At 64.8% G+C, this 13,056-nt stretch carries 11 protein-coding genes; 4 read left to right on the top strand and 7 right to left on the bottom strand.

Annotated features, from left to right (window positions below; all coding sequences use genetic code 11):
- Positions 1-56 precede the first annotated feature (56 nt).
- The gene (locus P3T42_RS09205) at positions 57-1,064 is read left to right on the top strand and encodes a flippase-like domain-containing protein (RefSeq protein WP_429305814.1); all 1,008 of its coding nucleotides are present in this window, start codon (positions 57-59) and stop codon (positions 1,062-1,064) included.
- Positions 1,065-1,149: 85 nt separating this feature from the next.
- On the opposite strand, the gene P3T42_RS09200 is transcribed toward P3T42_RS09205, so the two are convergent.
- The 3 genes from P3T42_RS09200 to P3T42_RS09190 form a co-directional block, all read right to left on the bottom strand.
- Entirely contained in the window at positions 1,150-1,899 is a 750-nt protein-coding gene (locus P3T42_RS09200; protein ID WP_074294548.1) for a glycosyltransferase family 2 protein, read from the bottom strand.
- Between the two features lie 184 nt (positions 1,900-2,083).
- A complete protein-coding gene (locus P3T42_RS09195; protein ID WP_074294547.1) occupies positions 2,084-2,575 on the bottom strand; it encodes a GNAT family N-acetyltransferase in 492 nt (163 codons plus the stop codon).
- A gap of 38 nt (positions 2,576-2,613) precedes the next feature.
- On the bottom strand, positions 2,614-3,903 hold the full coding sequence (locus P3T42_RS09190; protein WP_074294546.1) for an Nramp family divalent metal transporter: 1,290 nt from the start codon (positions 3,901-3,903) through the stop codon (positions 2,614-2,616).
- A 203-nt stretch (positions 3,904-4,106) separates the two neighbouring features.
- Between P3T42_RS09190 and P3T42_RS09185 the strand changes: the two genes are divergently transcribed.
- Both P3T42_RS09185 and P3T42_RS09180 read left to right on the top strand, forming a co-directional pair.
- Positions 4,107-5,120, top strand: coding sequence for a beta-propeller fold lactonase family protein (locus P3T42_RS09185; protein ID WP_429305813.1), 1,014 nt, complete (start codon positions 4,107-4,109; stop codon positions 5,118-5,120).
- A 51-nt stretch (positions 5,121-5,171) separates the two neighbouring features.
- Positions 5,172-6,188 carry a sterol desaturase family protein gene (locus P3T42_RS09180; protein WP_429305812.1) on the top strand — a complete coding sequence of 339 codons (1,017 nt, stop codon included), beginning with the start codon at positions 5,172-5,174 and terminating at the stop codon, positions 6,186-6,188.
- Between the two features lie 58 nt (positions 6,189-6,246).
- Here P3T42_RS09180 and P3T42_RS09175 read toward each other — a convergent pair whose 3' ends face one another.
- Entirely contained in the window at positions 6,247-7,479 is a 1,233-nt protein-coding gene (locus P3T42_RS09175) for a DUF2252 domain-containing protein (protein ID WP_429305811.1), read from the bottom strand.
- Positions 7,480-7,917: 438 nt separating this feature from the next.
- On the opposite strand from P3T42_RS09175, the gene P3T42_RS09170 reads away from it, so the two are divergent.
- Positions 7,918-10,167 carry a DUF6600 domain-containing protein gene (locus P3T42_RS09170; protein ID WP_429305810.1) on the top strand — a complete coding sequence of 750 codons (2,250 nt, stop codon included), beginning with the start codon at positions 7,918-7,920 and terminating at the stop codon, positions 10,165-10,167.
- A gap of 47 nt (positions 10,168-10,214) precedes the next feature.
- Here P3T42_RS09170 and P3T42_RS09165 read toward each other — a convergent pair whose 3' ends face one another.
- The 3 genes from P3T42_RS09165 to ftrA all read right to left on the bottom strand — a co-directional run bounded on the left by P3T42_RS09165 (position 10,215) and on the right by ftrA (position 13,029).
- A complete protein-coding gene (locus P3T42_RS09165) occupies positions 10,215-10,970 on the bottom strand; it encodes a hypothetical protein (RefSeq protein WP_429305809.1) in 756 nt (251 codons plus the stop codon).
- A gap of 42 nt (positions 10,971-11,012) precedes the next feature.
- Complete coding sequence (locus P3T42_RS09160) at positions 11,013-11,927, bottom strand: hypothetical protein (protein WP_429305808.1); 915 nt, start codon at positions 11,925-11,927, stop codon at positions 11,013-11,015.
- A gap of 133 nt (positions 11,928-12,060) precedes the next feature.
- Positions 12,061-13,029 carry a transcriptional regulator FtrA gene (gene ftrA / locus P3T42_RS09155; protein ID WP_429305807.1) on the bottom strand — a complete coding sequence of 323 codons (969 nt, stop codon included), beginning with the start codon at positions 13,027-13,029 and terminating at the stop codon, positions 12,061-12,063.
- Between the last annotated feature and the right edge of the window lie 27 nt (positions 13,030-13,056).

Below are 13,056 nucleotides of genomic sequence, written 5' to 3'. Positions count from 1 at the left end.
CTCACGTCCCCCAACGAACCCACTCCCGTCAAGACAACTTGGAGCGTGCCCAACACATGACCCGCCTCCCCGTGCGCCATGCGGCGACGCTGCTGGCTGTGCTCGGCGTGGGACTGGCGATGGGCGCGCCTTTCATCCTGGGCGCACACGCGGTGCTGGCCGGACTGCGCAGCGTCTCCGTGCAGATCTTCGCGGTGCTGGCTGCGAGCGCCGCGCTAAGCGCCGCAGCGAAGGCCGGCAAGCTGCACCTGATGCAAACGGCGCTCGGACTCAAGCTGCGCTTCGCGCGCACCTTCACCGTGACCGTCGTCACCGATTTCGCATTTCTCGTCTCGCCACTGGGCGCGGCGGGCTATGGCGTCAACATGGGTTTGCTGCAGCGGGCGGGCGCGTCGTGGGCGCTCGCCACGACGGTGGTCGGCGCCGATCAGGCGCTCGATCTGACCTTCTTCGCCATCGCCGTGCCGATCTCGTTTCTGCTCGCGCTCGGTCCGCTCACCCAGGTGACGCCGAACTTTCCGTTGCCTGCGATCGTCGGCACCCTGGCAGGCCTCGCGCTCCTCGCGGGTGTGCTGTGGCTGTGCCGGCGTCCTGCCGCGGCGGCGCTGGACGCAGCCGGACGCCGCATAGTCTGGCTGCGTGCGTGGCGCGCCCGCTGGACCCGGTTTCGCCAAAGCGTGCGCCAGCAATGGGTGCTGCTGCTCACCGGCGGCCGCGGGCGGCTCGCCGCCCTGCTGCTGCTGACCACGCTGCAATGGCTGCTGCGTTATAGCGCGCTGTGGTTCATCCTGCATGAACTCGGCTACCGCTTGCCGCTTGGCTTTGTGCTCGCCGTGCAGGCCGTCGTCTTGCACGCGGCGCTCTGGACAGGCGTGCCGGCCGGCGGTGGCGGCGGAGATCTGGCGTTGGCGGCCGCGTTCGCGCCGTGGGTTCCACGCGCGGCGATGGCCACCGCGTTGGTGCTATGGCGCTTTGCGACGCTCTATTGCCCGTTGCTGCTCGGTGCGCTGGGTTTCATTGCGCTGGCCTGGCGGCGCCGCCCTGTTTCGACCGTGGCGCAGTAAGGTCTTACCGCTCATCCGGCAGACCTCATTTCGTACCACGCTCCCAGCTCACCCTGCGATTCGCGCGGTGCGGGACAACGGGCGATCAAGCGGCCGTATCGCGCGGCTTCCTGATCCGTACCGAGAGTCGCGCACGGCCCGGATGATCGACCCGCAATGCGAATAGCTGCAGCGTCTGCGAAATCAGCGCAAGCGGATACGTGACCTTCAGCAGGTCGGCGATCATGCGCCATTCCGCGCGCACGCCCTTCCAGTAGCCGAGCTTTTCTGTCTTGCGGGCTTGCGTGACATGCGGCCAATGCGTGACCGCAATCGAAAGCCGGCGCGCGATGATGCGCCGGTTCATGAACACCTCGATGCCGAAGCGCGGCAAGCCGTGAATCTCCTTGAGCGCTTCGTCCAGCAACTGCTTTCTGACGACGCGCTCGCCCGAGACGAAATCGAGGCCGATAAAGCGGAAAATCAACAGGCTGTTTTGCCGCAGACTCATGCTGACGTCGGCGCGGCCGCTCAGCACGGGAGCGGCAAGCGCCGTGATGTGGTCGGGCGCCAGCCCTTTGAGATCGGCGTCGAGCAACATGAGCCATTCGTGTTCGGCGGCGGCGATGCCAACGGCCATCGCCGCGCTCTTGCCGCCGTTCTCCGCGCATTCGATCAGGCGTACCGAGGGGAAGCGCCGCACGATGTCGGCGGTGCCGTCGGTCGAACCGTCGTCCACGACAATGACCTCGCCCAGCAGGGGATGAACCGACGCCACCGCCAGAACAGCAGCGATACGCGGGGCCTCGTTATAAGCACAAATGATGCACGAAACGCGGTGACCTCTGGATGGCATAGAAATAGTCGTCGTATTGCGGGAGAAGGACAGCCCGGACAAGCGGCGTTTGGGAACGGCGGACAGCCGATTGTGACCGTGCTTTGTGACGGTGTCATCTGTTTCAGGACTGCCGTGCAGAGGACCATATGAAGAAGTCGCCAGCGTGACAGGCAGGTGAAAATTCATGCGTCCCGCGTGCGGCTCAATCGGTCCTGACCTCGCGCGGCTGTAACGCATACACCACGTCGGGACAGCCTTCCTGGTTATCGCTGCCGTCGCCAAAGGCAATCGCCACGAACCCGTGCCGCTCGTAAAACGCACGAGCCCTTATGTTCTCCGCGAAACAATGCAGATGGACCGGCAAGTGCGCGTTCGACAACACTTCGCTCAGCAGACGCGTGCCAATACCTTGGCCCACCCTGGAGGGGAAAACATAGAGCTGATCGAGCCACAGCACACCGTCCGCTTCGGAGGTCGCCGCCATGCCGACGATCAACCCCTGCCCGGCCACCGCGACCGTCACGCGGCCGGTTGGGATCAACCAGTCGGCGATCCAGCAGCACACGGCGTAATCCGTGTGCTGGAGCGGCGCAAACGGCATCAATTCCTTGCGGGCCCTGAGAAATACGTCGGTGACACCCCCGACATCCGCGGACGTCGCCGCGCGCGTGATCACGTCTGAGTTCAACTTCATGCGGTTAAGGTTTGCGGTTCGTGTTTGCGGTTCCGGCGTCAGGTTTGCAGCAGCAGCACGACGTTCAACGCCAGCACGGCCACCGCCGAGGCGCAGGCCGCCACGATCATCAGCGGGCCGTTGCGATACCGGCCCATCACCTTCTCGCGGCAGGTGAACCATACCAGAGCCGCCATCGGCACCGGAAGCGCAAAACTCAGCACCACCTGGCTGAGCACGAGCGCATGCGTCGCATTGACCCCCAATGCGACCACCACGAACGACGGCAGCATCGTAATAAGGCGGCGCAACCACAACGGAATCTGAAAACCGACGAAGCCCTGCATGATCATCTGGCCCGCCATGGTCCCGACCACGGAACTCGAAATGCCCGAGGCAATCAGCGACAGCAGAAAAATCCCCGCCGCACCGATGCCGAGCAGCGGCGCGAGCGTGTGATACGCGGTTTCGATTTCGGCCACTTCCGGGTGACCTGCGTGAAACGCGCCCGACGCCATGATGACCATGGCCATATTGATCAGACCCGCAATGCTGAGGGCGATCACCACCTCGATATTGGAGAACCGCAGCAGCTTGACCCGCTCGCCTTCGTTTCTGGCAACGGTGCGGTTTTGCGTGAGACCCGAATGCAGAAAGAGCGCGTGCGGCATAACGGTGGCGCCGATGATGCCGACCGCAATCGTCACCGCGTCCGCATCCGGCAACTGCGGCGTGAAGAGATGGCCGAAGACGCTGGGCCAGGCCACCGGCGTGATGAAGAGTTCCGCCAGATACGAGAGGCCGATGATACCTACCAGCGCGCCGATGGCCAGCTCAAGGGGCCGGAAGCCGGCCTTCTCGAACAGCAGCAGCCCATACGTGACGATGGCGGTGACGATCATGCCGGCCAGCAACGGCATATGAAACAGCAACGCGAGGCCGATTGCGCCGCCCAGAAACTCAGCCAGGTCCGTGGCCATGGCGGCGATTTCGCTCACCGCCCACATCGCGTAGACCAGCGGCGCGGGAAAATTGTCGCGGCACAATTCGGCGAGATTGCGCCCCGTGACGATGCCCAGTCTGGCGGAGAGCGCCTGAAACAGCATCGCCACCACATTGGCGAGCAGGACCACCCACAGCAGCGCGTAGCCGTAGCGGGCGCCCGCCTGGATGTTGGTGGCGAAGTTGCCCGGGTCCATATACGCGACCGAAACCACCACGGCCGGTCCCGCGAACGGCAACACCATCGCGGCGCCGCGGCGGCGGCCTTCCAGCACCTCCCGGATCGCAAGCGCGGTACGCCCTGTGACCGTTGCGGGAGCGGTTTTGTCGCGAACCCGTTCGTCCATCCATGCCTCGCGCGGTTCGCCCGGAGAGTAAAAGAACGTATCCGGGCGTTTTGAATCGGCCCATGCGTGCTAATTTCTCACATTTGCCGCGAGCGTGCGTCATCGAAACCCGCGCGCGAAGCGTTAATGAACTGCAGCTCCGCTGCACTTCCATGAAGGCACAGCTTTTCGGTGTCGCTTTACACCTTCGGATACTTTACAGAATGCCTTACTCGCCGGTTACATTCCTTTCGAGAGCAACCCTGGCCGCCGCGGCCGTCTTCTCCCTGATCGGCCACCTGAACACCGCTTACGCCGCCGACCGCGTCATCGTGCTGGACTCGGGCGAGTCCGAACTCTCGCTGATCGACGAAGCCACCCATAAGGTCGTCGGCACCGAGCCGACCGGCAAAGAGCCGCATCACCTGATGATCACGCCGGATGGCAAGTCGCTAATTGTCGCGGACTCGGTCTCGAACAACCTGATGTTCATCGACCCGCATACGGGCCAGGTGCAGCGCACCGTCGACGGGATTGAAGACCCGTACCAACTCGGTTTCTCGCCGGATCACAAGTGGTTTGTCACCGCGGCGCTGCGCATGGACCGCGCCGACATCTATCACTATGACGGCACCAACATGACGCTCGTCAAGCACATCCCGCTTGCGAAGACGCCCAGCCACATGACGTTCGGCTCCGACAACCGTACCGTGTTCATGACGCTGCAGGACTCCGGCGAGCTCGCCGCGATCGACCTGCCCACCCAGACGGTGTTGTGGAAAATGCACGTGGGCAACGAACCGGCAGGCCTGTGGATGACGCCTGGCGACAAGTACCTGCTGGTCGGCATGACGGGTGAAGACGACGTGGCCGTGGTCGACTGGCGCAAGCAGCAGATCGTCAAGAAGATCCATACGGGCCGCGGCGCGCACAACTTCCGCAATCTCGACGACGGCAAGCATGTGGTGGTCTCGAATCGCGTCGAAAGCACCATCAGCATCATCGACTACACCACGCTCACCAACGTCGGCGACATCACCGGCCTGATGCCCGGACCGGACGACATGGAACTTACTCCGGACAAGCGCTATCTATGGGTGGGGTTCCGTTTTGCGAAGCACGTCGGCGTCATCGACCTGACGACGCGCAAGCTGATCGACACCATTGCGGTGGGCCGTTCGCCGCACGGCATCTATTTCGACAACCGTGCGCCGGTCATTGCGCCGAACCCAGACTAAACCGCCTGGCTGTTGCAAGCCTTGCATGACTCGCTATTCACGGGGATTCTGATGTTCCATGAAATCGTCGCGCAACTCGACAACATGGTGTCGGCGCTGCAGACGCTGCTGTATGTCGACGTAGTGCAGCCGTTTTTCTATCGCTTCGGCCTGATGGGTTACGACGAAGACACCTATGACGCGCTCTACTGGGTGATCATCGGCGCGCTTGAGATCGTCGTCACCTATCTGGCGTTGCGGCCGCTCGAAGCGTTGCGCCCTATCGAACAGTGGCAGGACCGCAAGGCGCTGCGCGCCGACGTGATCTACACCTGGATCGCCAAGCTGGGCATCATCAATATCGCGTTCTTTTTCATGCTCCAGCCGCTGTTCGATCACTGGCAGAGCCTGATCTCGATCTACAACGTCCCGAACATCGATATCGACAGCCTGTGGCCAGGCGTCACCGATCAGCCGATCGTGTCGTTCCTGATCTACCTGGTCATACTCGATTCCGCCGGCTACTGGTATCACCGCTGGCAGCATCGGTTCGGCGTGTGGTGGGAATTGCACGCGGTGCATCACAGCCAGCAGCAGATGTCGTTGTGGAACGACGACCGCAACCACTTTCTCGACGACATCATCCAGGCGGCGTTTTTTGCGGCAATCTCGCTGTTTATCGGCGTGCAGCCGAACCAGTTCGTCGTGCTGGTCGCCGTCAGCAACTTCATGCAGAGCATCCAGCACGTCAATGCACGCTTGCCGTATGGCTGGCTGCTCGAGCGCCTCATCGTCAGCCCGATCTTTCATCGCCGTCACCACGCGGTGGGCTACGGCCATGAAGGCACGAAGTACGGCTGCAACTTCGGCGTGCTGTTTCCGTGGTGGGACATGCTGTTCCGTACCGCTTCGTGGAACCGCACGGTCGAGCCGACCGGCATTCGCGATCAACTGCCGGCACCGCATGGCGACGGCCGTTCCTACGGCCAGGGCCTGCTCGCGCAACAATGGCTGGCGCTTCCACGCATTGTCGCGCGCCTGACCGGCCGGCGTGCTTATGCGCCGGGCACCACTGACGCCGCAAACTGATCTGTTCGCGCGGGGCGGCCTGCCGTCCCGCGCGCTTCATCCTCGCCGTCTCTTACGCCTACGCCTTCTGCGTCTTCGCGGCCGCACCCAATGTGCCGAACGCGCCGCTGTCGTACGCCGCGCAATACACCTTCCAGTCGTCGATCACCTGCGCCTCGCATTGCACCGCCAGTTCCACTAGCGGCATCTGCCAGTCCTTGCGACAGCCGAACGCAATCAGTTCGTCCGCAATCGCCGAACCCTGGCGGCCGCCGCTGCGCAACTGCGCCCACGCGCTCAATTCCGCCATGTTGTTGACGACCGCTTCGAGCCGCGGCAGCTTGCCGTCCCAGTCGCTCAACGCGACGCGGTCTTCCGAAGGCTGCAGGCTGCGCAGGACATACGGCTGCTGCCTGAACGCGACAGCATGCAGAAAGGCCTGCGAGACCGCCTGGGAGCGCCGCTGGATCGCCACCACGCGCTCGGCTTCGGTGCCCCATCCGGGCTGCTTCGTCTTGACACGCGGCGACACCGACGATGGCAGCGCCTGCTTCAGGTCGAGCAGATAGTTGCCGTCGGGCGAGCCCTTGCCCTCCACCAGCATCACATAGCGGTCGACGCCGAGACTGCCCGTGCCGGCAATGCGGCGGGCCACATCGATGACGCGGTAAAACTCCGGGCTGTCCTGATGGCTCGCGAATTCGTCCATGAACGCCGTGACCTCGGCGCGGGCCTTGTCGCTGACCGGCAGCGCCTTTTTCCCGTCGACCCGCAGCACGCGCTTCTTGCCCTTCAACTCCGTGCGCCGGTTCAACAGGTCGACACGCGAACTCTTGCGCAATGCATCGAACAGATCGCGCACCATGCCCTGCGAGGTTTCCTCTTCGATCCAGCGCGCCTTGCCGACACTCAATGCAGCGGCGTACGCATCGACTGCGGTGTGACACAGCGCGAGCGCTTCGGCGCGGCTCACATGCAGATCGGCGGCGCCCACCAGCACACTGGTCAACAAGCGAATCAGTTCGAACAGGCTCGGCGCGAGACAGGCTTCGTCGAAGTCGTTCATGTCGAAATAGACGAGACCGTTATCGGCCTTGTAGCTGCCGAAGTTCTCCAGGTGCAGGTCGCCGCAGATCCACACCGGCGGCGCGGCTTCCAGCACGCTGCCGTGCGGCAGCCGATGGTAGAAGAGATGGCACGTGCCGCGCAGAAAGACGAACGGCGAGGTCCGCATAAGCTGGTATTTCATCGCCAGCCGCTCGGGTTCCCGCCCCGTGTTGAAGCTTGCAATCTCCGTGGCGATGTCGATCATGTCCGGTTTCCTTTCCCTGTTTCAATGAGTTTCGATGCGTTTCGATGAGCGTCGCAGGACGTCGATGAATGTGTCGGATGTCTGTTGGCCCATGCGGCCAGGGCAACGACGATACCATCAACACGCGCCTATCGCGCGGCGTCCAGACGAGTCGCGACGCCACACGCCATACACCACGCACAAGGCATCTTTGCATCGATCCGATTACGCATTGATTGCATGTCCTTACAATCCAGCCCGCGTCGAGATCGGGCCTTACAGGAACGCAACGTGCTGCCGTAGCGGTCACGCTTACGGCCCGCTCACAGCCCACTATGCAGCGCTCACATTTCGTTGCAAACTCGCGTCCCGGTTACAACGCGAATGTCATCCGCTCCCACGTTCGCGGCGTTAGCCAGTTGGACGCATGCATAAGGGCCGCCTTCGGGCCTGACCAAAATGAAACCTTCGGAGCAGCCGATAATGACAACAACCTTCCACCGCATCCGCGCCACCGCGCTCTCGGTCTCTGCCGTTCTTGCCATGATCCCGCTCACGGGGCTGGCTCAGGTGCCGTCGCCCACCGCCCCCGCCGCTGCCGCGGCCGGCGATCCGCCTGACCGCGTCGCACGTCTGAATTACTTTGCCGGCACTGTCACGCTGGAACCGGCCGGCCTGACCGACTGGTCCTACGCCGTGCTGAACCGGCCGCTCACGACGGGTGACCAGTTGTGGGCCGACGCCAATGCGCGAGCCGAGCTGCACGCCGGGTCCACCGCGTTGCGGCTCGATCAGCAGACCGCCCTCGACATCGTCAACCTGAACGACACGATCACGCAGTTGAAGGTCACGCAAGGCACGCTGTCCGCGCATGTGCGCGCGCTGCCCGCCGGCCAGAACTTCGAAATCGACACGCCCAACGTGGCGCTCGTCGCCACCGCGCCTGGCCTGTTCCGCGTCGACGTGGCGGCCGACGGCAGTTCGACCACCGTCACGGTGCGCGCCGGCAACGCCACGCTGTATGGCGACGGCGGTTCGTTCCAGATGAGCGCCGGTCAGCAGATCCAGTTTGTCGGCACCAGTCTGCAGCAACAGACCGGCGGCTCCGCTCCCGCGCTCGACGCGTTCGACCAGTGGGTCGCTACCCGCGATCGCGCGGAAGACAACTCGATCTCCGCCCGCTACGTGTCGCGCGAAATCCCCGGCTATGAGGACCTCGACGCCAACGGCACGTGGCGCAGCGAGCCGAACTACGGCGAAGTGTGGGTGCCGACCACCGTCGCGACCGGCTGGGCGCCGTATCACGAGGGCCACTGGGCCTGGGTCGCGCCGTGGGGCTGGACATGGGTGGACGATGCGCCGTGGGGCTTCGCGCCTTTCCACTATGGCCGCTGGGCGTATATCGACCGCTCGTGGGCCTGGGTGCCGGGTCCGGTGGTGGTAACGCAGCCGCCGGTGTATGCACCGGCACTGGTGGCGTTTGTGGGCGGCGGTGGCGGTGGCGGCGCGCATTGGGGCGTGGATCTCGCCATCGGCGGCGCAATCGGCGCAGGCGTGGCGTGGTTCGCACTCGGACCGGGAGAGCCGTGGCATCCGGCGTATCACTACAGCCCGACGTACTACAACCGCATCAACAACGTGAACATCACCAACGTTCACAACACGACGATCATCAACAACGTCACCAACATTCACAACACGTACATCAATCAGAACGCGCCGGGCGCCATCACCGCCGTGCCGGCGAATGCCTTCGTGCGCGGCGAGTCCGTCGCGCAGGCGGCACGTCCGTTCAATGCGCAGGCGTTGGCTCATGCGCAGATCGGCGCCGGCGCGCCGGCCATCGCACCGGTTCAGCAGAGCTTTGCCGGCGCCTTGCGGCCGGCCCATGTCGGCGCACCGGCGGCGCTCGCACAGCGCCAGGTCGTGGCGACCCGCGCGCCTGTCGTACCGGCCGCGTATCACGACGCGCTCGCCCAACGCTTTGCGGCGGGTGGCGGCAAGGTGCCGGGTGCGGGTGACCCGGTGGTGCGCACCGCGGCGCCGGCAGCCTTTGCTGCGGCTGCGGCGGCCCATCCGGGCAAAGCGGGTGCGGTCGCGGCCCCGGCAGGCTTTCGCGTGATCAACCGGGCGCAGGTGCACCCGGTGGGTCCGCAAGGCGCGCCGGGACACGGCAATGCCGCGCAGGCTGAGGCTCATGCGCCGAACCCGGCCGAGCAGCAAGCGCACGCGCCGAACGCCGCGGCACCGAAGCCGGAAGCTGAACAGCCGCCGCGCACGAATGAGGCTAACCCGGCCAACGAAGCACACGAGAACGGTGTGCCCCGTCCGCAAGGCGAAGCTGAGCACGGCCAACCGCAAGCACAAGCACAAGCGCACGACGCACGGCCGGCTGAAGGCGCTGCGCCGGCGCCGCGTGCACCGGAAGGCGAGCACGCACAGCCCGAAGCGCAACACGCAGCCGAAGCGCCGCGCGGCCAGGCCCCCGGCGGCGAAGCGCAACACGCGGAAGAAGCGGCGCCGAAGCAGCACGCCGAGGAAGCCGCACCGGCTCCACATGCGAACCCGCATCCGGCCCAGCAGCAGCATGCCGCTCCGCACCCGGCACCGCATCCGGCGCCGGCGCAGCACCCTCACCCGCAGCAACAGCCGCATCCGGCGCAGCAGCACAAGCCGGAGGCTGAGCATAAGGACGAGCATCCGAAGTAAGCTCGTCGCGACTGCCCGCCATGCGGCGGGCAGTCGCATGAAGTCTGTTAGCTCGGCCGCAGCGATTGCGCCGTGCTGACGAGGTTGATCGGGCTCACACGAATGATGCCGCCACGCGGGCTGTCGATATCCGCGATCAGCGCAAACGAGGTGGCGACCACCACCGGCAACACCACCAGCAGCGTCAGGCCCACTTTGGCCGTGCGCGCGCCGTAACCGACCAGCAGATTGCAGCACACCGCAATCGCCACCATCAACCCCCACGCAGCAAGCGGAATGCGGTTCCACCACGCGGCCTGAGTGTAGCCCTGCGAGTTCAGCACCTCGTTCATGCCGGCCACCGCCAGCGTGGTCACGGGATTCGGCTGGGCCGCGGCGGCGTCGCGAACCGCAGCCCAGAGTCCGGCTTGCAGTTGCATGGTGGTGGCGTTGATCCGTTCGAGCTCCTGAACATCGCGCGTCTGATAGAACAACACGCGTTGCTCGATATAGCGGCTCAAGAGCGCACGCACCTGCTGCGCATCCGCGGAGGGCAGCAGATCGGCCCGCACATATTCCGTGCCGATGGCATTGGCCTCTTCTTCTTCGTAGTTCTTGCGCTGATCGTAACGGCCCACCGCCATCGAAAAACTGAAGCCGATCATCAGCGCAAGCAGCGTCAGCGTGGCCGCCTGAACCACATTGAAATCCTCGCGCGATTCCGCCGTCAGGCTTTTCACGCGCCGGAGCACGCCCGCCCCAATCCATGCCGACAAAGACATCGCCACCAGCGTCGAAACGAACACCACCGATGGGTAGTCCATTGCATTGCGCATACGCTCACCCCGATAGTCAGAGACCCAGGTTCAGGAACCCGTCTTTAGATAATATCGGCCGTCGGCCGTCACTTTGGGACCGAATCCGCATGCCGCCGCGGAACCGTGCGTCGCCACATCGAGCGTCTCCGGCTCGGCGAGCCTGAACTCGACGAGGCACTTGTCGGCGTGTCCATCGTACGCGGCGAGGTTGGTCACTTTCGCGGTCGCATCGAGCGGCGTACCTTGCGGCTGATCCGAAATGACGACCCGCGCAATCGCGCCATAAAAGCGCACGTTCGCCAGCAGGATCCCGCGACTGGCCACCGGCTGGCCGTCGCCGCTGACGCTCGGATAGAGAAACTCGGCCAGGAGCCGGTACACGCCGCGACGCCCTTTGAGCGGCGTCAACGTGAGGTTGCTCCACGCGCCCAGCTTCAGATAGCGCGCAAACTGCACGCCGGAGGCAGGCAAGCCCTGCACCACCTGCTTGTCCGCGACCCCTGCAAGACGTTGCTGCGCGAGCGCGACGACGCGGCTCAGCATGACGTCGTCCGGCGCGTCCTTGCCGCTGCTTGCGGCAGTGCGGTAGTACAAACGGGCGTTCGAAAACGCACCCAGGCTCGCCTGCACATCGCCCTGATGGATCAGCGCCATCGCCACCCGCGCGTGCGCCGAGTTGATCGCCTTCGGCGAGTTGTCCTCTTCGGCCTGCAAGGTGGTGGCATCCGCCAGCATGGATTCCATATCGACCAGCGACTGCGCATCCTTGATGCGCCCCGCATCGAGCGCCGCGACGCCCAGTGCCGCGCACGAGGCATTGGTGCGGCACTGCACATCCTTGCCGGCGAGTACGTAGCGCCGGTACAACTCGGCGCGCGAACCGCTCTCGAATGCCTGAGCGGCAACGAGCGACGGCACTAGCACGGCGAGAACAGCAACAACGGCGAAAGGGTTTGCACGCATGGGTGGACGGGTTGGGAATCGCGCACTCGACAACAGGCATCTTGCATCAGCGCCTCGCTCCATGAGGACATCGTCGCAGGTTCGGGCGCTGCTAGTGATGCTGACAGAAAATTGACGATTGCGCGAACCCCAATCACCCTCCCCCCACCTCCACGCCAAACTTCTTGCGGTAGGCCCCCGGACTCGTCAAGGCAATGCGGCGGAAGTGACGGCGCAGCGACTCTTCCGAGCCGAACCCGGCCGTTTGCGCGACCCGCGCCATGGACATCGCGTTCTGCGACTCCAGCAACTCGCGCGCAAGCGCCACGCGTTCACGCACGAGCCACTCATAGGGCGCCATTCCTGTTGCATCGTGAAACTGGCGCTGCAGCGTGCGCGGACTCATGGCGGCGCGTTCGGCTAGCGAGCGCAAGGTGTGCGGCAAGGCAGGGTTAGCCCGAATCCAGTCCATTAGCCTTGCGACCCGGCCGCCCTCGTCCGGCAACATGGGCCGCGGCACGAACTGCGCCTGACCGCCCTCGCGATGCGGCGGCACCACCAGCCGCTGGGCCACCCGGTTGGCGACGGCACTGCCGTAGTCGCGCCGCACCAGATGCAGCAGCATATCGAGGCCGGCCGCCGAGCCCGCCGAGGTCATGACCTGCCCTTCGTCGACGTACAGCGCGTCCGGCTGCACCCGCAGTTGCGGATAGCGTTGCTGCAGCTTGTCGGCATAGCGCCAATGCGTAGTGACCGTTTTGCCGTCGAGCACGCCCGCCGCGGCCAGCACGAAGACGCCCGAGCAGATCGAGCAGAGCCGTGCGCCACGCTGGTAGGCGGCGCGGATTTTCTTCAGCAAGGGGGCGGGCGGCAACTCGTCGGCATCGCGCCAGCCTGGCACGACGATCGTTGCGGCGCGATCGAGCAGCCGCAGCGAGTACGGCGCCGCAACGGTGATGCCGCCCGCGGCGCGCAGCGGTCCCGGCTCGACGGCGCAGGCCGCAAAGCGGTACCAGTCGAGTTCCAGTTCGGGCCGCTCGAGCGCGAACAGTTCGGCGACGCAACCGAATTCGAAGGTGCAGAGCCGGTCGTAAACCAGCGCGACGACGAGATGATCTTGCATGGCGCGATGTTACCGGAGATTGACGAT

The sequence above is a fragment of the Paraburkholderia sp. GAS38 genome, assembly GCF_050434965.1.
GTDB lineage: Bacteria > Pseudomonadota > Gammaproteobacteria > Burkholderiales > Burkholderiaceae > Paraburkholderia > Paraburkholderia phenazinium_A.
This window is presented reverse-complemented; position numbering and strand designations above follow the sequence as displayed.